An 18,616-nucleotide genomic window follows, 5' to 3' on the forward strand; every position below is an offset into this window, starting at 1 on the left:
CTGCGATGGTGCGTCTCACGGGGCCGACGGCTCCGAACCAATCATACGGGACGAAAGACCACCGCCATGCAAAAGACCAACAAGATCAAGACTATCGGCCTGACCATCGCCGCCGCCGCCACCGCCCTCACCATAGCCTCGGCCCCCGCCGCCAATGCCGTCGAACAGCGCCTGGGCGGCGTCGTCGGCTGCGACGCCTCGGGCAAGAAGCAGGAGACCGGCGCCCTGATCGGCGGCCTGCTGGGCGCCGTCGCCGGCTCCAACCTGGCCAAGAACGACCGCGGGACGGGCACCGCCATCGGCGCCGTCGTCGGCGCGGGCGCGGGGTCCTACGTCGGTTGCAGCATGCAGAAGAAGCAGGCCGCCAACGACGTCGGCGGCGCCTACAAGACCAGCAACGGCATCAAGATCTCGCACAACGTCGACTCCGCGCCGATGACCAAGGTCAACGGCAAGTACGTCGCCCGCTCGACCCTGAACCTGCGCGCCTCGGCCTCGACCCGCGGCCAGCGCGTCGGCTCGGTGGTCGCCGGCGAGACCTTCCAGGCCCTGGGCCGCACCAGCGACGGCCAGTGGATCCTGGTCGGCCAGAACGGCGTCGGCGTCGGCTACGTCTCCAGCGCCTACGTCTACCGCGCTTAAGCGAGGTTCGGGGCGCGCTCCCCAACCCCCGTCCCCGCGCGCTCCGTGCAAGCCCGCCTGGTCCCCCGACCAGGCGGGCTTTTCGTTGCGCCGCCTCGTGCTAGATTGAACCACGAGGGGGACAGATGGGCATCATTCGTCGGCTTGCACTGCCGCTACTTTGGACGCTCGCCGCGATCGCAGTCTGGCTGTCGTCGCCCAACGCCTTCGCCCAGGACGGCATGGCCGGACATTACGTCCTCAGCCTGTCGGGCATGCTGCTGGCCTTCGCGGCCGCCTATACGGCCCTTGCCATTGGTAGAGCCAACTTCCACGCTTGGTTGGGCTATGGCCATCTCTCGCTGACCGCTGGCGGCGCTCTGCTGATAGTCACGCCCAACGTCGTGGTGTCCTTGCCAATGGATCCAGACGCCCGCTTGGCGCTGTGGAACACCGTCTCCTCGATCGGCTACCTGATGACGCTCGCCGGCTTGATCGCCTTCGTGATCGTGTTGATCGACACCTGGCGGCGACGCTCCGGCCCGCTCACCCCAGCGCGCTGACCCCGCCCAGCCAGGTCTGCCACGCCACCACGAAGCCGCCATGCAGCAGCACCGCCGGCCACAGCGATCCCGTGCGCAGCCGCATCAGGGCGCAGGCCAGGCCCAGGATCGCCGTGCAGACCAGAAAGTCCCAGCGCAGGAACGTCGTCGCGTGCGGCAGGAAGGTCAGGGTCTCGAACGGGTGCCAGGCGACGTAGAGCCCGGTCGAGACGGCGATCCACAGCACCGGCCGTCTGGTCTCGTCGCGGCCGGGCAGCAGCACGCCGCGAAAGGGGATTTCCTCGCCCAGCGCCGGGATCAGCCACACGGTCAGCAGCCGCAGCGGCAGGCCCGGCGCGGTGTCGGTCAGGCGGTAGAGGCCGGTCCAAAAGCCGATGGCGGACATCAGCGCCCCACAGGCCAGGGCGACCAGGGCGCACCACCGCCAGCCGGCCGCGTCGGGCAGGGTTTTCAGCACTGTGGCCAGGCGTCTTTTCAGGCCGCCTGACGGCCGCGCCGCCTCCCGCGATTGACGCTCCCGGACCTGCGACAGACGGGCGACCACGGCCTCCACCGCCGGCTCCGAGCCTTCGATCGACAGGCCCATGTAGGTCTCGGCCTCGACGACAAGCGGGCCGTGGGATGTCTCCCATTCCTCGTGCGAGATATCCTGTGATCCGCCGACGCCAGACCAGCGGTCCTTCAGGGTCGCGCCGCTCTCCAGCAGCGCCATGAGCAAGGCGGCCCGCAGATCGCTGTCATACTCCTCGCCAAGGACCCGCTTCAGCTGCGCCACTTCAGCGTGGTTTCCTTGACCGGATTGACGAACGGGCGGCCCTCGGCCCGGCTGGCGGTCCATTCGCGCTTGAGCTGCTGGTACCACTTGGCCTGGGTGTCGGCATCGTCGATCCAGATCAGGGCCGGGTCGTATTTCAGCCCTTCGTTCTGCAGGTTCACCATGCGGCCGTCCTGGCGCAGGAACTCGCGGGCGAAGGGGGCGATCAGGGCGCGGAAGGCCATTACCGGATGGTCCGACCAGATCAGCTGGCTGATGCGCGTATTGGTCTCGTTCAGCGGCGTCAGGCAGGTCAGGGCCAGCACCTGACGCCTGCCCACCACGATGTGCTCCCAGCGATAGCCGGGCAGGCGGAAGGTGATCTCGATCTCCGGCGCGCCGCCCAGGATGTCGTACAGCCGGTTGGCCTTGCTGCGGCCGTGGCGGCGCATGACGAAGCCCTCGGGCGAGGGCGCGAACACCTTGGTCTTCTCCGACTGGCGCTTGGACGAGCGGGCCCACCAGGCCTCGTGCACATAGGGCGCGTGGGTCGGGTCCATCAGCCCGACCACAGCATGGTCCATGTGGGTCTCGAAGATCATCGAGTCGACGATCTTGGCGTCGCCGCCCACCACGCCGGGGAACGACGGCGGCGGCTCGGGCGGCTCGCCGTCGAAGCGCGGGTCGGCGCTGATCCAGACGAACACCATCCCCTGGCTCTCGGCGGCCGGATAGCGCCGCACGCGGATGCGCGAGACCTCCAGGCTCTGGTCGCTGGTCAGCGACGGGATCGAGGCGCAGACGCCGTCCGAGCCGAACCGCCAGCCGTGATAAGGGCATTCGACGCTGGAGCGGCCGTCGGCCTCCTGGGTCAGCTTGCCGCCGGAAAGGGGCGCGGCGCGGTGCGGGCAGACGTCGCGGATCGCGAACACCTTGCCGTCCTTGCCCCGGCTGACCAGCACCGGCTCGCCGAGAATCTCGTAGCGGACCAGCTTGCCGGTCTTCACCTCGCGCGACAGGGCCGCGTAATACCAGGCGTCGAACAGGAAGCCCTTGCCGAACTTGGCGGGCGGGGCCTTGGCGGTCTTGGTCGCGGCGGGTGCGTCGTCAGCGGGCATGAGAGTCACTGGAGGGAGAGCGAGGGTTCTTACGACGCCCTGTTCAGCGCGTCGCCCTCCATTGGCGCCGCGTCAGGCGCACGGTCCAGGAAATCGATCAAATCCGCCGGCTTCGACTGCCCGGCGCGCCGAGAGAGAAAATTTGCGGCAGTCTCCACGACACCGATTTTTTCCGCGACGGCTACCGCGATCCATTGGTTGAGGGACACGCCGTCGGCCTTGGCGAGACGCTCGGCGGCCGTTTTCACAGACCGGGGCAACTTCAGTGGATAGGCGGCCTTGGTCATCCTTCCAACTCCTTCAGAAATTCGCCAGGCGTCATGACACGCAGGGAAAACGCCTTCGCCGCCGCGAAGTCCCTAACGTTATGGGTCACGAGCGCATCGGCGTAGCCATTGACCGCCGCCTCAAGCACCATTTCGTCACCCGGATCGCGCAGTTGGGGCCGCCAACGGAAATGACATTCCACCGCCTGCGCAGCGCTGGCGAAAGCAGCCAGGAAGCCATCCACGGCATCGAGATCAAAGCCGTGAGCAGCTACCTGCTCGGGGCGCTTGAGCACATCCTCGTACTCGAGAAACAGCGCCGGCGAGACCAGCGGCTTCACCCTTTCCATCGCCACATGCCGCAACAGTGCGTTGCTGGCGCCCAAGCGGCTACGCAAGGCGGCGACGAGGACGGACGTGTCGAGCACCACTCGATGCATATCTCATAGGATATCACATGGACGGGAGAAAACCTACCGCCCCGCCGTCTCCACCAGGCGCTGGTAGAACCGCACCATCTCTTCCAGGTTGGCCAGGGTCATGTGCTCGTTGGTGCCGTGGATCATCTTTGTGCCGTCCATCGACAGCCGGATCGGCTGGAAGCGGTAGATGTCGTCGGCGATCGGCGACATGAAGCGGCTGTCGCTGGCGGCGATCATCAGGCCGGGGGCGACGGGGGCGCTGCTTTCGTCGCCGGCCAGGGCGGCCAGGGTCTTCCAGGCGTCAGAGGTGGTCGAAGACACGGCCGAGGGCTCGTTGGGCGGACGGTCCCAGGCGAAGGTCACCGGCAGGTCGCCCGTCGCCGCCTTGGCCCGGGCCAGCACGTCGGCCGAGGTGTCGCCCGGCGCGATGCGGTAGTTGATCCAGGCCGTGGCGTCCTGCGGCAGGACGTTCTCCTTTGGAGATCCCTTCAGCATGGTCGGCGCGATCGTCGTGTGCAGCATGGCCGCGCCCGCCGGGCTCCTGGCCGTTTCCTTGATCAGCAGCGGCGAGAACAGCCAGGTGTTGGCCGCCGCCATCTTCAGGGTCGGCGAGGCCTCGGGCGCCAGAGCCTGCAGCATCTGGGCGCCCGGCCCCTCGAACTTCATCGGGAACGGCTTGCCGGCGATGGCCAGCACGGCCTTGGACAGGGTGGTGACGCCGGTCTGCTCGGGCGGGGTCGAGGAGTGGCCGCCGGCAGCGGGCGCGGTGACCTTCAGCGTGGCGTAGCCCTTCTCGGCGGTGGCGATGATCGCCGCCGGGCCCTTGGTCACCGGATGGTTCTCGACCACCACCATGCCCTCGTCGAGCACGAACCAGGCCTTGACTCCGCGCGCCTTCAGCGTCGCGGCCACGGCCCGGGCGCCGGCTCCGCCGACCTCCTCGTCATGGCCGCTGGCGATGATCACGGTGCGCTTGGGGACGAAGCCGCCGGCCGCCAGGCCCTCGACCGCCTCGAACAGGCCGATCAGCGAGCCCTTGTCATCGATCGCGCCCCGGCCCCAGACCGCGCCCTCGGCGATCACCCCGCCGAACGGGGGATGCTTCCAGTCCTTCTCGGTGCCGGACGTCACCGGCACCACGTCCTGGTGGGCCATCAGCACCAGCGGCGGCAGCGAAGGGTCCGACCCCGTCCAGGTGTAGATCAGGGCGTGGCCGCCCACGACCTCGCGTGTCATGGCCTTGTGGGCGGCGGGATAGGTCGCCTGCAGCCAGGCGTGCAGGGCGTCCCATTGGGAAAGATCGTTCTGAGCGGCGTCCTGGTGGCTGACCGTCTGGAAGCGGATCGCCTGTCCCAGATGCTCGGCGGCCCTGGCCGCATCGAAGGGCCGGGCGGCCGCCAGCGGGACCTGTCCTGGCTGGGCCGGCGCCCTGAAGGTCGCGGTGCGCACCACGACCACACCGGCCAGCACCGCCAGCACGCCGACCGATCCCAGCGCAACCTTGCTCTTCCACCCCATGACGCCCCTCCGCCGATGTCCAGGACACCGACTGTGCGACGGGGTGGGGCGGTTGCCAAGACCTATTTCGATACGTGACGTATCGAAATAGTCCTCAGCCCTTCACGTGCGTGGTCGGGCGGTCGTGGCCGTCGGACAGTTCCTCGCGCCACTGGCCGCGGTCGTCCTCGTAGGTGATGCCGACCGTATCGCCCGCCACCTTCTGCTCGCCGGCCACGCGCTTGGCCGCGGCCAGGGCGGCGTCGTGGGTCGGGAACGTCTCGGAGAACACGGCGCCCAGCTTGTAGGCCCAGCCGCCGTCGTGCTCGACGATGGTGTAGGTGATGTCGGTCATGGAGAACTCCTTCGGTCTCGAAACTGAAGGGATAAGGGCCTGGTTCCGGGCCGGCGTCTTTGACGGGGAGGCGGCTTTTTGTGTCCGCGCCCCCAATCGTCACCCCTGCCCGCTCAGCTCCAGCACCTCCTCGAAGGTGCGAAGGCCCGGCCGCTGGGCGCAGACCAGAACGCCCATGTTTCCGGGCAGGTGCTGGTTGGCCAGCATCTTCTCGTGGGCGGCGGGGATCTGGTCCCAGGGGAACACTTCCGACAGGCAGGGGTCCACGCGGCGGTCGATGACCAGCTGGTTGGCGGCGCTGGCCTGCATCAGGTTGGCGAAGTGGGACCCCTGCACGCGCTTCTGGCGCATCCACAGGAAGCGCGCGTCCATGGTCAGGTTGAAGCCGCTGGTGCCCGCGCAGATGGCGACCATGCCGCCGCGCTTGACCACGAACACGCTGACCGGAAAGGTCGACTCCCCCGGGTGCTCGAACACCAGGTCGACGTCCTTGTTGCCCGTGATCTGCCAGATGGCTTTGCCGAACTTGCGGCTCTCCTTCATGTAGTCGGCGAACTCGGGGCCGTTGACTTTGGGCAGTTGGCCCCAGCAGTCGAACTCCTTGCGGTTCAGCACCGCCTTGGCGCCCATCGACAGCACGAACTCGCGCTTGTCGTCGTCGCTGACGACGCCGATGGCGTTGGCTCCCGCCACGGCCGCCAGCTGCACGGCGAAGACGCCGAGGCCCCCGGAAGCGCCCCAGACCAGCACGTTCTGGCCGGGCTTCAGCTCATGCGGCTTGTGGCCGAACAGCATGCGGTAGGCGGTGGCGAGGGTGAGAGTGTAGCAGGCCGCCTCTTCCCAGGTCAGGTGACGGGGGCGCGGCATCAGCTGGCGCGACTGCACGCGGGCGAACTGGGCGAAGCTGCCGTCGGGCGTCTCGTAACCCCAGATGCGCTGGCTGGACGAGTACATCGGGTCGCCGCCGTTGCACTCCTCGTCGTCGCCGTCGTCCTGATTGCAGTGGATGACGACCTCGTCGCCCAGCTTCCAGCGCTTCACCTTGGCGCCCACCGCCCAGACGATGCCGGAGGCGTCGGAACCGGCGATGTGGAAGGGATGCTTGTGGCCGTCCAGCGGGCTGATCGGCTCGCCGAGCGCGGCCCAGATGCCGTTGTAGTTGACGCCGGCGGCCATCACGAGGACCAGCACCTCGTCCTCGCCGATCTCCCAGGTGGGAACCACTTCGACTTGCATGGCGCTGGACGGCGCGCCGTGCCGCTCCTTGCGGATCGTCCAGGCGTACATCGACTTGGGCACATGGAACGGCGGCGGGATCTCGCCGATCTCGTACAGGTCCTTCACGGCCGGGCCGGCCGTCTCGAGGGTCGCGGTCGTCATCTCACTCCCCGGCTCTTCGGCGCTGCAACATGAACGCCGGACTGGCTGTTTGCGCTCCGCGGTACGGTTCGGCGCGTGAGAAAAATGCGCCGCCGGCCCGTCGTTCTTATCGTGTTCTCCGGCCACGCTCGGCAGGCTGGTATGGGCGAGGCTGAGACAAGGCTTCCGATCTGGCAAGCAGAATCCTTGTGCGACGCAACATGGTTGCGAATGAAACGACCTGCAATCCCGCAGGTTGCACGCTTCCCATTCGCGGCGCGCCGGGCGAGGTTGCGTCCATGACGCCGACGATCACGCCGATGCTTCACGTCTCGCGCCCGACGGGCTCGATCATCCTGCTGGAACTGGACGCCCCGCCGGCCAATGCGCTGAGCCTGCCGCTGCGGGCCCAGATGGTCAAAGCGCTGGACGAGATCGCCACCGACGACGACGTGCGCGCCGTGGTGCTGACCGGCCGGGGCGCGGTGTTCTGCGCGGGCGACGACCTGCGCGAGGCGGCCGTGCGCGGCGAGGGCGCCCTGGCGGCCGTTGAGGACTTCAACCGGCTGATGGACTGGGTGGAGGCCCTGCGGGTGCCGACCATCGCCGCCATCGACGGCTGGTGCTTCGGCGGCGGGCTGGAACTGGCGCTGGCCTGCGACATTCGCCTGGCCAGCGACCGGGCGGTGTTCGCCGCCTCGGGGGTTAATATCGGCCTCGTCGCCTCGGCCACGCGCCTGCCGCGGCTGATCGGCGTCTCGCGCGCCAAGGCCCACCTGCTGACCGGCGCCCAGTTCGACGCCGCCCGGGCGCTGTTCGACGGCATCGTCACGGCGGTCCATACCCCCGCCACCCTGCTGCGCGAGGCCATGCGCCTGGCCGAGGCGGTCTCCTCACGCGCCCCGCTGGCGGTGGAGGCGACCAAGCGGGTGATCGACGGCAAGGCCTATGTGGAGGAAGAGCTGCCGGCCCTGATCGCCAGCGGCGACCACAAGGAGGCCATCGCCGCCTTCATGGGCAAGCGCACGGCCGATTTCCGCAGGAAGTAGGGTCTATTCCGAGGCCTTCTTGCCGCCCAGCTTGATCAGGCCGAAGCCGACCGCGAAGCCCAGGATCAGGCCGATGGCCATGTTGTCGATCAGCGCGCCGAAGATGATCCCGCCGCACACGCCCAGGACAAAGCCCACACCGCCCTTTTTCGTCATCGCAAGCCCCTGAAACCCAGGCGCGCATCAACGACGAGACGATCGGCCGGGTCAACAAGATCCTCCCCCTTTAAGGGGAAGTGGCCCCGAGGGCCGGAGGGGGAAGCGGCTGCTGACGCGCCGCTGATACTTCCCCCTCAGTCGGCTTTGCCGACAGCTCCCCCTTCAGGGGGAGCATCTTTCACTCAAACCGGCCGGTCGCCCGCGATCGTCACGCGGAAGCCCGAGCGAACGTCGGGGAAATAGTCCCAGATCGCCTGGTGCCAGGTGCAGCGGTTGTCCCAGAAGGCCACAGAATTCTTCCGCCAGCGAAAGCGCACCTGGAAGTCCGGATTGCCGGCGTGGTGATAGAGATAGGAAAGGATCGCCGCGCTCTCGGCCTTGGGCAGGCCGACGATATGGGTGGTGTAGGACGGATTGACGAACAGGCTCTTCCTGCCGCTGACCGGGTGGGTGCGCACCACCGGATGAGCCGTGCGGTTATAGGTGCGGTCGATATCGGGAAAGAGCGCCTTGTAGATCGGGTTGGCGTCGTGGACGGCGGTCAGGCCCTCCAGATAAGCCTTCATCCGGTCCGACAGGGTGTCGTAGGCCGCGTACATGCTGGCGAAGACGGTGTCGCCGCCGTCGTCGGGCACGATCGGCATGTGCAGTATGCTGCCCAGCGGCGGCTCGGGATCGCAGGTCAGGTCGGAGTGCCAGCTCTCGCCGGCCACGAACTTCGAATTCTCGTCGGCGTGGATGGCCACGACCTCGGGATGCTCGGCCAAGCCCGGCACGCCCGAATGGATGGCCAGCGGCCCGAACTTGCGGCCCAGCGCCTTGTGGGCGTCGTGGGTCATCTGCTGGTCACGGAAGAACAGCACCTGGTACTGGGTCAGGGCCTGGTGCAACTCCTCGAACTGCCGGTTCGACAGCGGCTGGCCCAGGTCGACGCCGAACACCTCGGCGCCGATCCGGCGGGTCATCGGCTTCACTTCCAGAACGTCGTACGCCATCGGGACTTCTCTCAGGTGTTCAGGAACTGGCCGCGCACGTAGACGAGCGGCGGCTTGGACTCGTCGATGCGGACGGAAACGACCCGGCCGACGAGGATCTCGTGGTCGCCGCCGTCGTGGGCGGCGTGCAGGTCGCATTCGACCACCGCAACGCAGCCGGACAGCACCGGGGCGGCGGTGGCGCCGGGCTCCAGGGCGGCCAGGGCGAAGCGCTCGTCGCAGCCGGACCTGGCGAAGGCGTAGGCCAGCTCGCCCTGGTCGGCGGCCAGGATGTTGACGCAGAACACGCCGGCCTCCTGCACGGCGGCCAGGGTGCGGCTGCCGCGCTTGAGGCAGGCCAGCACCAGCGGCGGGTCCATCGACAGCGACGAGAACGCGCTGACCGTCGTGCCGCTGAGCCGGCCGTCCAGCGCGGTGGTCACCACCGTCACGCCGGCCGCGAAGCCGCCCATGGCCTTGCGGAACAGGGCGACGTCGGGAACCTCCCGGGCCTGGGCCGCGCCCATCACTCGCCCCCGAACGGGTTGTCGCCATAGACCGGCGGCGTGCGGTTCCCGGCGCCCGTCGTCTCGGCCCGGCCGCAGACGGCCAGGGCCGTCAGGGCGTAGACCAGAGCGCTGTCCACCAGGTCCTTCGGCGTCGGCCGCCAGCGGGAAAAGCCCGTGGTGATGGCCGGGATGCGGTGCATGTTGAAGACGTTGTGGTCGCGCCACATGCTGGAATAGACGCTGGCCGCGCGGGCCACCGGGTGGCCCAGCGACAGCTGGGTGGCGACGTCGACGGCCCCGACCAGCGGCGCCACCTCGGCCGCATCGGCCTCGAAGCCGTGGCGCACGACCACCGGCTCGATCTCGATGCCGGTCATGCCCGTCTCGCGGACCATGGCTTCGAGCGAATGCTGGATGTCGGCCACCCGCTGGCGGGGGTTGAGGCCCACCTCCAGATACAGGTTCACCCGCTCGGTCCCCGCCCCGAAGGCATAGGGAATGCCGCCGCGCACCGATGCCAGCTGCGACTTGGGCTGGGCGACGCCGCCGGGACTCTCATAGAGGCTGGCCTTCTCCCACTGGCCGCTCCAGGCGTGGATCGCCTGGGTCAGCCTGCCCAGCCTGTAGATCGGGTTGGGGTGCTGGTCGGCGCTGGCCGGATGGCTGAGCAGCGGGGTGAACACCCCCTCGCCCCAGACCGTGATCCGAAACACCGCATAGCCGCAGCCCACCCAGGTGAGGCCAAAATCGCAGCCCTCGGCGGCGATGGCGTAGTCGGGAGCCACGCCCCCGTGGTGGAACAGGTAGTGGGCGCCGATATCCTTGCCCATGTAGGCGACGCCGCGATGCTCCTCGATCGGCTCGGGGCCGATCTCGCCGGGACAAGCGGTCAGGTACATCTTGCCGGCCAGCTCGTAGCCGGCCGCCTTCAGGGCCTTGGCGGCGATCAGGAAGCAGGCCATCGGCCCGCGGTCGTTGGCGATCGGATAGCCGTAGAGCTTGCCGTCCTCCAGCCAGCACTTCTCCCACTCGGGATTGGCCAGGGTGGCGGGGCTGTACTTGTAGGCGTCCAGGTCCGGGTTCCAGGTCGGCGCCTCGGTGTCGAGGTGGGCGGTGAAGAGCAGGTTCTTCCCCCCAATGGTGTTTGGACCCTTGCCGCCGTGCGTGCCGATGACATTGGGCCGCTCGGGCGTGGCCCCCACCTTGCGCGGCGAGAAACCTTCGCGCGCCATCCAGTCGTAGACGTAGTTTGCCGCCTCAAGTTCCTTGCCCGAGGGCGCGGGGATGTTGCCCAGGGTCAGGGCCAGCTCGACGATCTCGCTCTCGCTGATGGCGGCGGCGATGGCGGCGCGGTCGGCTTCGGTGACGACGTAGGGGGCGGCGACGCCCGCGAGGTTGGCGAAACCGTCGGCCATCACGCGGCCTCCTTCCAGGCTTTGGCGACCTCGACGCTGTCGGTGAGGATCGCGGTGTTGAGCCCCATCGTCTTCAGAGCCACCTCGTGCAGGTCGGGCTCGTAGGCCGCGCAGGCGTCGGCGGCGACGAAGACGTGGTAGTCGAGATCGAAAGCGTCGGCGGCGGTGGCCGCCACGCAGCACTCGGTGGTCAGGCCGCAGACCACAAGCGTATCCACGCCCATGGCCTTCAGGCGGGCGTCGAGATCCGTGCCGACGAAGGCGCTGTAGCGGGTCTTGGCCACCACCAGTTCGCCGTCGGCGGGCTGGGGTCCGTAGAAGGCGCTGCCCGGCTGGCCGACGCGGCACAGGGCCGCTTCGCTATCGGGATCGCCGCCGCGCCGGCGCATGCGCTCGTTCCAGGCCGGGCTGTCGGTTTCGGCTGCGGTGAACAGGCCGACGAAGACGACGGGCACGCCCGCCGCGCGCGCCGCCTCGACCAGACGGCCGGCCGCGTCCACGGCCGGCGCCGCCATGCCCATATCGACGCCGTACTGGCCCAGCAGGCCGTCCGGCGAGGCGAAATCGACCTGGATGTCGATCACCGCCAGCGACGTTCGGCCTGGCGCGATCCAGGCCGGCAGCGCGCTCACGAGAACACCGAGCGCAGGCCCGGCAGGATCTCCGAGCCGAACATGGAGAGCCCTTCCACATAGTCGGGGAAGATCAGCATCAGCCCGTCCAGTTCGCAGTCGGTCACGAAGGCCTGCACCTGCTCGGCGCAGGTGGCGGGCGAGCCGACCACGGTGTGGGTCATGAACGCGCCCTGCTGGGCGGCCACGGTCGACAGCTTCTCGGCCGGCACGCCCCAGCTCTCCAGCATGGCCAGGATCGCGCCCATGTCGGCCCCGCCCTTGTAGCGTTCGACCAGCGCCTGCGCCCCCGCGTCGCTCTCGGCGTGGACGACGGTGCACATGGCGTAGGTCTTGATGGTCTTGCCCATGCCCTCGGCGGCGATCTTGGCCCGGCGGCTGGCGTCGCGGCGTTCTTCGGGCGTGCGGCCGCCGATGAAGCAGACGTCGGCCTGGCGCACCGAGAACTGGAAGCCCCGGTCGCTCATGCCCGCGCAGATCAGCTCGGGGCGCGGCTTGCTGAGCGGCTTGGGCTTGGACTGGCAGTCCTTCATCGTGAAGAACCTGCCGTCGAAATCGACGCTGTCCTCGCTCCACAGCCGCTTGACGATCCTGGTCCATTCCTCGGTCAGGACGTAGCGGTCATCGTGCGTCAGGGCGTCGTCCCAGGCCCCCATCTGGGCGAACTCGCCGCGATAGGCGCCGGCGACGATGTTGAGGCCGGCGCGCCCGCCGCTGATGTGGTCCAGGGTGGCGATCATCTTGGCGGCCACGGCCGGGTTCTGCAGCAGCGGGTGGATGGTGGCCCAGATGCGGACGTTCCTGGTGGCCTCGGCGATGCCGGCCATCATCGTCACGGACTCCAGGGCCGTGCCCCAGTGGTCGGTCTCGCCGCCGAAGCCGCGGAACTTGCCCATCGACATGACGAAGTCCATGCCGACCTCGTCGGCCTTCACCGCGGCGGCCTTGTTGGTCTGATACAGGCCGTCGAGGACGGGCGTGGTCTTGGAGATGATCCAGCCGCCGTTGGCCACCGGCAGGAACACCCCGAAGTCCTTGTGCTTGGAAGGGCTGTGGAACATGGCGGACATCCTTGGTTACGCGGCGTCTTGCAGAAGGGTGGGAACGGGCTCGCCGACGGGCTCGGCCGTGGCGGCCTTGCGCGGCGGGCGCATGAACAGGGCGGCGACGAAGATCAGGCCGATCACCGCGGCGAAGAGCTGGAAGGTGGGGGCGAAGCCGCCGAGCTGGTCGCGCATCAGGCCGCCGATCACCGGCCCCAGGGCCGAGACGGCGCCGACCAGGCAGACCATCGAGAAGAGCTCGAGATTGTTCTTCCGGCCATAGTAGTTGAGCAGCAGGATGCTGACGGCCAGCACGGTCAGGCCAAAGCCGATCCCCACCCCGACGGCGAACACCATCATCACCGGCCAGCTGGTGGCGTGGGTCAGGGCCAGCAGGCCGACGGCCATGACGCCCTGCGCGCCCGCCAGCAGCCAGCGCGGGTCGATGCGGTCGCCGACCAGGCCTCCGCCGGCCCGGGCGGCCACCTGCATCAGCGACTCCAGGCTGATCGCGGCGATGGCCACCGTGGCCGGCACGCCCAGCTCGCCGAAGTGGCTGGGGGCCAGGCTGACGGCGGTGACCCCGCCCAGCAGGTGGGCGAAATAGGCCGCCAGGATCACCCAGAACTGCGCGGTGCGGACGGCCTCTTTCACCGTCCAGTCGACGGCGGTGCGATAGACCTTGCTGGTCGCCGGAGCGTTCTCGATCTCCTCGGCCACGGCCTTGTCGGTCTGGGCGGCGGCGGCGGCCAGCCAGGCCTTGTCGCCCACCAGGGCCGTGCAGATCAGGCCCACGACCAGCGAGGCGGCCGCCTGCATCCACCAGTAGGGCCGCCAGGCGCCGCTGGCGATCTCCATGCCCGACAGCGCCATCCAGGGTCCGACGACCCCGCCCAGCGAGCCGATGGTGAAATAGATGCCGAACGGCAGGGCGCGCTTCTTGAACAGCATGCCAAGCACGTGGGTGCCGGGGATCAGGGCCATCATCTGGTAGCCGACGCCCAGCAGGGCCGTACCGACCAGGTAGACCGCCAGGCCCGGCGTCGCGGCCAGGCACGCAAAGCCCGCCACCATCACCGCCGAGCCGGCGACGATGGTCAGCCGCACGCCGAACTTGCGGATCAGCAGGGCCGGCAGCCACGACGAGCCGCCGCAGAAGGCGCCCAGCAGGGTGAAGCCCAGGAAGGCCGGGCCAAAGCCCCACCCCTGCTCCTTGATCATCGCCGGCAGCACCACGCCCAGCGACGAGAAGGTCGAGGCGGTGATCAGGAACAGCAGCAGGGCGAAGACCGACAGGATCAGCCAGGGACGCCAGGGGGAGGTCGACATGGCAGGGCTCCTTGGAAAACAGGACAAGGAGCGGCGCGCCCGTGCAGCGAGCGCGCCGCAGGGGAACTAGAACTTCCGGGCCAGGGTCACGCGCCACTCGCGGCCCTTGGACGGCAGGGCCGCCAGGTTGGCGTAGGTGTCGCCCACCGGCGTGAAGTAGAGCTTGTCGAAAAGGTTATCGACGTTGAGCGTGGCGGTGTACGGCCCGTACTCGTAGGCGACCGAGCCGCTGGCCACGGCGTAGTCCGGATAGACCACCGCGCCCGGCACGGTGCCCGAGGTCTTGGTCACCCGGGTTACGCCCAGCGTCGCGGCGACCTTGCCCCAGGCATAGGCGTTGGAGGTGTAGGCGCCGTAGAGGCTGACCACCGATTTCGGGATCAGGGTGTAGTCGTAGTCGCCCGGACGGACGCTGTCGAAGCTCCACACCACGTAGGAACCGCCAAAGCCGTTGACCCCCGAGACGCCGACGGTGTGCACCGGCACGTACTGGAAGGAGGTGTCGGGACCCTTGACCGTGGTGTGCTGGGTGTTGCCCGAGAAGGTGAAGCTGAAGTGCTCGCTGGCCAGCCAGCGGACCTCCAGTTCGACGCCCTTGGCGCGGGTGCCGGTCGGGGTCTGGGTGATGCCGGTCAGCTGGGTGCGGTTCTGGCGATAGCCGGCCAGCGAACCGACGAGCGTGCCTTGCAGCCACTGGAACTTGACCCCGGCCTCGGCCAGGTCGCCGTCCGACAGCCAGGCTTCGCCGGCGTCGGCCACCAGGCCCGGGGCGATGTCGCCGGCCTGGCTCATCTCCAGGGCGCTGGCCTTGGCGTAGGTGATGTAGGGCATCAGGCCGAACGGGGCCTTGTAGGTGGCGCTGGCGGTATAGGTCCCCTTGCCCTTCGAGGCCTTCTGCACGCCGGCCACGGTGTAAGAAAGGAAGCCGGTGTCTTCCGACGTGACGTCGTAGTCGTCGTAGCGGCCGCCCAGCATCAGGTTCAGCGACTCGCCGACCATGATGTCGGTCGTGAAGAAGAGGCCGGCCTGCGTCCATTCCGAGCGGTTGTCGTTTTCCCACGCCACGCCGTCGCCCGGGTTGAAGGGGCTGCCGATCAGGTCGGTGGCGGTGGCGCCGAAGGCGATATCGCGGCGATCCAGCGCGATCAGGCCGCTGTTGTAGCTCTCGCGCCGGCGGCCGTCGAAGCTGCGGTACGAGGCGCCGACGAACGACTTGGCCTTCACCGCGCCGTCAAGGATTTCGTTGGCGAAGTTCCAGGTCAGACGGGCTTCCCAGACGTCGCTGTCGAACCAGGCCGGGTAGCCGTAGGAGACGAAGCGCTTGTTCTCCAGGGCGTCGTAGAACAGCTGCAGCTTGATCGAGCTGTCCGGCGACAGCTCCTTGGCGACGTCGAAATAGAGGGTGTTGGTCTCGGTTTTCGAGAAGTCCGCGCCCGAGATGTAGACCGTGCGCGGCGACAGCTTGGTCGTGCCCACGCCGGTATCCAGCGTGTGCTTGGCGTCGCTGTCGGGGAAGCCGTAATAGGCCAGGTACATGGCGCTGGCGTACGGATAGAAGCCGATCTCGCTGGGCGTCAGGCGGCCGTTGCCGTCGGCGTCCACCAGGCTCGTATCGCGGCCGGTGATGTAGGTCCCGTTGTCGATCAGGTCCTGGGTCAGGCGGTTCCAGCCTGGGGTCTGCACGTCGCCCTTGGAGCGGTACAGCATGCCGCCGACGGCGGTGCTCCAGCCGTTGCCCAGGTCGAAGTCGGACGAGACCTGCAGGGTCTGACGGCGCGGATAGACGCCGCGATAGTAGCTATGGCTGTCCTCGACCTCGCCATAGACATGCACGCCGCCGACCACGTCGCCGAGGTTCACCGGCAGGCCGACCTGAGCGGTGGCGTTCTTGCGGTTGTAGCTGCCGAAGGTTGCCGTGACCTCGCCTTGCGTCTCCGACAGATAGCCGCCCTCGCCCTTGCCGGACTTGGGGATGAAGTTGAGCATGCCCCCCACCTTGCCCGAGCCGTAGATCGGGGTGGGCGGGCCGCGCACGATCTGGATCTGGTCGGCGGCGCCGATCGGGGTGGCGTAGGTGCCGCGGTTCTCGATGCGCTTGAAGCCGCGGAAGTAGTTCTCGGCCAGGGTGCCGCGGATGTTGAGGGCGCCGGGCACGCCGTAGAAGCTGGCGGTGTAGGTCCCCGGCGACACCGCCGTCAGGCCGTCGATGGTCTCGATGCCATAGCGCTGCAGCGTCAGGTCGGAGACGAAGCTGGCCGAGCGCGGCGTCTCGATCAGCGGCTTGTCGAGGCCGAAGACGGTGTTGTTGGGTTCCTTCTCGATCAGGCCGGCCTTGTCGCGGGCCCGGACCACGATCTCGTCGACGGCGTCCGGCGCGGTCGCGACGGGATCCGGCTCGGCCGCGTGGGCGCCGCCGGCCAGGGCGAGCAGAACGGCGGCGGAACAGCCCGCGAGCAGCATTCCTTGGTTCGACATGACGGTCCTCGTTCAAGACCGCCGCACTCCCGCCCTCGGCGGTTATCCCCAGTGCGACGCCTCTTGGAGAAACCATCGCCTCGCCCCGTTCCCGACGTCCGGGCCGGCATCTGTAATTTCACTCAAAATGTTCGAGACGCCCATGATTTGCCCCCGCTTGCGCGCCTTTCGCCCACTGGGGGACCAAGGAACTTGATCCAGAGCGAACGAGACCGCGACTCAAGCGCCGTGCCACCTGGGCTTCGCCGCCGGGCAGTCCGGCGATCGCGGCGATCAGATGACAAAGATGTAATCTCCAGCTGAAAGGCGCAGCTGTTTACAAACGTATTACAACGCCCCACATTGCCACTCATGGTCGCGCTTAACACACCCCTGAGCGTCAGGTTGTCTGAAGAGGACGCGCTTTTTCTCGCCGGTCTCGAACTGGAGGGGGCGATCACGGCCAGCGACAAGGTGCGCGGCCTGATCCGCCAGGCCCGCCGCCGGGCCGAGGCCCCCGCCGGCTGGGAGGCCGCCCTGGCCGCCGCCCACGATATCGCGGCTCCGGCCCTGAAGGCCCTGCGCACGGCCGAACTGGCGTCCGACCGCCACTCCACCGTCGCCCTGGCGCTGACCAGCGCCGTCGAGGAGATGCTGGCCGTTCTGCTGGCCGCCCCGGCCGAGCTGGCGAGCGCGGATCCACAGGCCCTGGCCCGGCACGAAGCCCGCCTCGTCGACTGCGCCGCCCGCCTGACCGAACAGATGCTGCGCTGGGGCGTCACCCCCAGCGCCCCCGCTTACGATCCCACGATCGTCTCCCGCCGCGTCGCCGCCCTGGGCGAGCTGACCCGCCTGATCACCGCCACGGCCGACCGGCCGTCAGCCGCCTGACGAGGACCCGATGGCAGATTCCCTGCGCGCCCGAGTGGGACGCATCGTCAGCGGCGGGGCCCATGCCCTGATCGACGCCCTGGAAGAGGTGATGCCCGACGCGTTGGGCCAGCAGGCCCTGCGCGAGGTCGACCAGGCGATCGACGAGGTGCGCGCCGAGCTCGGCCGCGCCATCGCCGCCCGCCACCTGGCCGCCAAGCGCCTGACCGAGCAGTCCAGCCGCCACGACGACCTGTCGGCCCAGATCGATCTGGCCCTTTCCCAGGACCGCGAAGACCTGATCCGCGCCGCCCTAGAACATCAACTGGACATCGAGGCCCAGATCCCGGTGCTGGAGACCGCCGTCGCCGACGCCGCCCAGCGCCAGGCCGAGCTGGAAGGCTACCTGGCCGCCCTGCAGGCCACCCGCCGCGAGATGGCCGAGGACCTGACCGACCTGACAGCGGCCCGCGCCAAGGCCCCGCAGCCGCCCACCGACGCCGAGCTGGCGCGCGGGGCCAAGCTGTCGGAGCTGGAGCGCCTGGCCCGCGGCCATCGCGTGGAGGAGCGCCTGGCCGCCCTCCGCGCCGGCCGTTCGGGGGACTGAGCCGATGTGGGGGTTCCTCTCGGCCGACGGCAACACGCTGTTCCTGGCCGCCCTGCTGCTGATGCTGCTGATCGGCGCGGTCGAGGCCGCCGGCCTGGGCGGCGCCCTGGGCCATGACGGGCTCGACGTCGACCATCCCTCGCTGCTGGGCTGGCTGAACGTCGGCCGCCTGCCGCTGCTGATGGTGATCGTGATCTTCCTGTTCGCCTTCGGGGTGACGGGCCTGGTGCTGCAGCAGCTGATCGCCGGCGTCTTCCGCCACCCGGCCCCGATCTGGATCGCCGGGCCGCTGGCCGCCGCCGTGGCCCTGCCCTTCACCCGCGTGCTCAGCGGCCTTTTGGCCCGCATCCTGCCGGGCGACGAGACCACCGCCGTCTCGCGCGAGACCCTGGTCGGCCGCGTGGCCGTGGTGGTCACCGGCGCCGCCAGGGTCGGCTCGCCCGCCCAGGCCCGGGTGCGCGACGCCCATGGCCAGACCCACTACGTGATGGTCGAGCCCGACGACGACGGCGAGGTCTTCGAGCAGGGGACCAGCGTCATCATCATACGCAACGCCGGCGCCCGGTTCCTGGCCATCCGCAACGAGAGCGAGGCCCTGCTGTGACGCCCGCCTTCGCCTT

Annotated in this window: 21 protein-coding genes; 6 read left to right on the forward strand and 15 right to left on the reverse strand. The window is 68.9% G+C overall.

What is annotated here, in order from left to right; genetic code table 11:
- The first annotated feature begins 66 nt into the window (after positions 1 to 66).
- Both DDF67_RS08545 and DDF67_RS08550 read left to right on the forward strand, forming a co-directional pair.
- Positions 67 to 642, forward strand: coding sequence for an SH3 domain-containing protein (locus tag DDF67_RS08545; protein WP_109100463.1), 576 nt, complete (start codon positions 67 to 69; stop codon positions 640 to 642).
- Positions 643 to 767: 125 nt separating this feature from the next.
- Complete coding sequence (locus DDF67_RS08550) at positions 768 to 1,184, forward strand: hypothetical protein (RefSeq protein ID WP_109100464.1); 417 nt, start codon at positions 768 to 770, stop codon at positions 1,182 to 1,184.
- On the opposite strand, the gene DDF67_RS08555 is transcribed toward DDF67_RS08550, so the two are convergent.
- From DDF67_RS08555 to ccrA, 7 genes are all read right to left on the reverse strand, one after another.
- Positions 1,168 to 1,959, reverse strand: coding sequence for a CPBP family glutamic-type intramembrane protease (locus DDF67_RS08555; RefSeq protein ID WP_233247580.1), 792 nt, complete (start codon positions 1,957 to 1,959; stop codon positions 1,168 to 1,170). The two genes, DDF67_RS08550 and DDF67_RS08555, sit on opposite strands and share 17 nt — an antisense overlap.
- On the reverse strand, positions 1,947 to 3,056 hold the full coding sequence (locus DDF67_RS08560) for an aromatic ring-hydroxylating oxygenase subunit alpha (protein ID WP_109100465.1): 1,110 nt from the start codon (positions 3,054 to 3,056) through the stop codon (positions 1,947 to 1,949). Before DDF67_RS08560 ends, DDF67_RS08555 begins: the two co-directional genes overlap by 13 nt.
- Positions 3,057 to 3,085: 29 nt before the next feature.
- Positions 3,086 to 3,343, reverse strand: a complete 258-nt coding sequence (locus DDF67_RS08565) for a pilus assembly protein HicB (protein WP_109100466.1) — start codon at positions 3,341 to 3,343, stop codon at positions 3,086 to 3,088.
- A complete protein-coding gene (locus DDF67_RS08570) occupies positions 3,340 to 3,753 on the reverse strand; it encodes a putative toxin-antitoxin system toxin component, PIN family (RefSeq protein WP_408608599.1) in 414 nt (137 codons plus the stop codon). The genes DDF67_RS08565 and DDF67_RS08570 overlap by 4 nt, the downstream gene beginning before the upstream one ends.
- A 42-nt stretch (positions 3,754 to 3,795) precedes the next feature.
- Positions 3,796 to 5,262 (reverse strand): M20 family peptidase, encoded by a 1,467-nt coding sequence (locus DDF67_RS08575; RefSeq protein WP_109100468.1) that lies wholly within the window; start codon positions 5,260 to 5,262, stop codon positions 3,796 to 3,798.
- Positions 5,263 to 5,356: 94 nt separating this feature from the next.
- Positions 5,357 to 5,596: a DUF2188 domain-containing protein gene (locus DDF67_RS08580; protein ID WP_109100469.1), complete on the reverse strand. Its 240-nt coding sequence runs from the start codon at positions 5,594 to 5,596 to the stop codon at positions 5,357 to 5,359.
- Between the two features lie 99 nt (positions 5,597 to 5,695).
- On the reverse strand, positions 5,696 to 6,976 hold the full coding sequence (gene ccrA, locus DDF67_RS08585) for a crotonyl-CoA carboxylase/reductase (protein ID WP_109100470.1): 1,281 nt from the start codon (positions 6,974 to 6,976) through the stop codon (positions 5,696 to 5,698).
- Positions 6,977 to 7,275: 299 nt separating this feature from the next.
- Here ccrA and DDF67_RS08590 point away from each other — a divergent pair, with 299 nt between their 5' ends.
- Positions 7,276 to 8,004, forward strand: coding sequence for an enoyl-CoA hydratase/isomerase family protein (locus tag DDF67_RS08590; RefSeq protein ID WP_109100515.1), 729 nt, complete (start codon positions 7,276 to 7,278; stop codon positions 8,002 to 8,004).
- Positions 8,005 to 8,007: 3 nt separating this feature from the next.
- On the opposite strand, the gene DDF67_RS25720 is transcribed toward DDF67_RS08590, so the two are convergent.
- The 8 genes from DDF67_RS25720 to DDF67_RS08625 all read right to left on the reverse strand — a co-directional run bounded on the left by DDF67_RS25720 (position 8,008) and on the right by DDF67_RS08625 (position 16,540).
- Entirely contained in the window at positions 8,008 to 8,160 is a 153-nt protein-coding gene (locus tag DDF67_RS25720; RefSeq protein WP_165260644.1) for a hypothetical protein, read from the reverse strand.
- 185 nt (positions 8,161 to 8,345) lie between these two features.
- Positions 8,346 to 9,158, reverse strand: coding sequence for a TauD/TfdA dioxygenase family protein (locus tag DDF67_RS08595; protein ID WP_109100471.1), 813 nt, complete (start codon positions 9,156 to 9,158; stop codon positions 8,346 to 8,348).
- Positions 9,159 to 9,169: 11 nt separating this feature from the next.
- The gene (locus tag DDF67_RS08600) at positions 9,170 to 9,664 is read right to left on the reverse strand and encodes a flavin reductase family protein (RefSeq protein WP_109100472.1); all 495 of its coding nucleotides are present in this window, start codon (positions 9,662 to 9,664) and stop codon (positions 9,170 to 9,172) included.
- A complete protein-coding gene (locus DDF67_RS08605) occupies positions 9,664 to 11,061 on the reverse strand; it encodes a zinc-binding metallopeptidase family protein (RefSeq protein WP_109100473.1) in 1,398 nt (465 codons plus the stop codon). Before DDF67_RS08605 ends, DDF67_RS08600 begins: the two co-directional genes overlap by 1 nt.
- Positions 11,061 to 11,693, reverse strand: a complete 633-nt coding sequence (locus DDF67_RS08610; protein ID WP_109100474.1) for a cysteine hydrolase family protein — start codon at positions 11,691 to 11,693, stop codon at positions 11,061 to 11,063. Before DDF67_RS08610 ends, DDF67_RS08605 begins: the two co-directional genes overlap by 1 nt.
- Positions 11,690 to 12,754, reverse strand: a complete 1,065-nt coding sequence (locus DDF67_RS08615) for an LLM class flavin-dependent oxidoreductase (RefSeq protein WP_109100516.1) — start codon at positions 12,752 to 12,754, stop codon at positions 11,690 to 11,692. The genes DDF67_RS08610 and DDF67_RS08615 overlap by 4 nt, the downstream gene beginning before the upstream one ends.
- A 15-nt stretch (positions 12,755 to 12,769) precedes the next feature.
- Positions 12,770 to 14,065 carry an MFS transporter gene (locus tag DDF67_RS08620; protein ID WP_109100475.1) on the reverse strand — a complete coding sequence of 432 codons (1,296 nt, stop codon included), beginning with the start codon at positions 14,063 to 14,065 and terminating at the stop codon, positions 12,770 to 12,772.
- 66 nt (positions 14,066 to 14,131) lie between these two features.
- Entirely contained in the window at positions 14,132 to 16,540 is a 2,409-nt protein-coding gene (locus DDF67_RS08625) for a TonB-dependent siderophore receptor (protein ID WP_109100476.1), read from the reverse strand.
- 384 nt (positions 16,541 to 16,924) lie between these two features.
- On the opposite strand from DDF67_RS08625, the gene DDF67_RS08630 reads away from it, so the two are divergent.
- Genes DDF67_RS08630 through DDF67_RS08640 form a run of 3 tightly spaced genes read left to right on the forward strand, consistent with a single transcriptional unit; the run spans position 16,925 to position 18,600 of the window.
- The gene (locus tag DDF67_RS08630) at positions 16,925 to 17,410 is read left to right on the forward strand and encodes a hypothetical protein (protein WP_233247581.1); all 486 of its coding nucleotides are present in this window, start codon (positions 16,925 to 16,927) and stop codon (positions 17,408 to 17,410) included.
- Between the two features lie 10 nt (positions 17,411 to 17,420).
- Entirely contained in the window at positions 17,421 to 17,996 is a 576-nt protein-coding gene (locus DDF67_RS08635; RefSeq protein WP_109100478.1) for a PspA/IM30 family protein, read from the forward strand.
- Between the two features lie 4 nt (positions 17,997 to 18,000).
- On the forward strand, positions 18,001 to 18,600 hold the full coding sequence (locus tag DDF67_RS08640) for a YqiJ family protein (RefSeq protein WP_109100479.1): 600 nt from the start codon (positions 18,001 to 18,003) through the stop codon (positions 18,598 to 18,600).
- Positions 18,601 to 18,616: the final 16 nt, after the last annotated feature.

It is taken from the genome of Caulobacter endophyticus (genome assembly GCF_003116815.1).
GTDB lineage: Bacteria > Pseudomonadota > Alphaproteobacteria > Caulobacterales > Caulobacteraceae > Caulobacter > Caulobacter endophyticus.

Coding starts and splice junctions, on each gene's coding strand:
- DDF67_RS08545 (WP_109100463.1), top strand. CDS start 67: ATGCAAAAGACCAACAAGATCAAGACTATCGGCCTGACCATCGCCGCC.
- DDF67_RS08550 (WP_109100464.1), top strand. CDS start 768: ATGGGCATCATTCGTCGGCTTGCACTGCCGCTACTTTGGACGCTCGCC.
- DDF67_RS08560 (WP_109100465.1), bottom strand. CDS start 3,056: ATGCCCGCTGACGACGCACCCGCCGCGACCAAGACCGCCAAGGCCCCG.
- DDF67_RS08565 (WP_109100466.1), bottom strand. CDS start 3,343: ATGACCAAGGCCGCCTATCCACTGAAGTTGCCCCGGTCTGTGAAAACG.
- DDF67_RS08575 (WP_109100468.1), bottom strand. CDS start 5,262: ATGGGGTGGAAGAGCAAGGTTGCGCTGGGATCGGTCGGCGTGCTGGCG.
- DDF67_RS08580 (WP_109100469.1), bottom strand. CDS start 5,596: ATGACCGACATCACCTACACCATCGTCGAGCACGACGGCGGCTGGGCC.
- ccrA (WP_109100470.1), bottom strand. CDS start 6,976: ATGACGACCGCGACCCTCGAGACGGCCGGCCCGGCCGTGAAGGACCTG.
- DDF67_RS08590 (WP_109100515.1), top strand. CDS start 7,276: ATGCTTCACGTCTCGCGCCCGACGGGCTCGATCATCCTGCTGGAACTG.
- DDF67_RS25720 (WP_165260644.1), bottom strand. CDS start 8,160: ATGACGAAAAAGGGCGGTGTGGGCTTTGTCCTGGGCGTGTGCGGCGGG.
- DDF67_RS08595 (WP_109100471.1), bottom strand. CDS start 9,158: ATGGCGTACGACGTTCTGGAAGTGAAGCCGATGACCCGCCGGATCGGC.
- DDF67_RS08600 (WP_109100472.1), bottom strand. CDS start 9,664: ATGGGCGCGGCCCAGGCCCGGGAGGTTCCCGACGTCGCCCTGTTCCGC.
- DDF67_RS08605 (WP_109100473.1), bottom strand. CDS start 11,061: ATGGCCGACGGTTTCGCCAACCTCGCGGGCGTCGCCGCCCCCTACGTC.
- DDF67_RS08615 (WP_109100516.1), bottom strand. CDS start 12,754: ATGTTCCACAGCCCTTCCAAGCACAAGGACTTCGGGGTGTTCCTGCCG.
- DDF67_RS08620 (WP_109100475.1), bottom strand. CDS start 14,065: ATGTCGACCTCCCCCTGGCGTCCCTGGCTGATCCTGTCGGTCTTCGCC.
- DDF67_RS08625 (WP_109100476.1), bottom strand. CDS start 16,540: ATGTCGAACCAAGGAATGCTGCTCGCGGGCTGTTCCGCCGCCGTTCTG.
- DDF67_RS08635 (WP_109100478.1), top strand. CDS start 17,421: ATGGCAGATTCCCTGCGCGCCCGAGTGGGACGCATCGTCAGCGGCGGG.
- DDF67_RS08640 (WP_109100479.1), top strand. CDS start 18,001: ATGTGGGGGTTCCTCTCGGCCGACGGCAACACGCTGTTCCTGGCCGCC.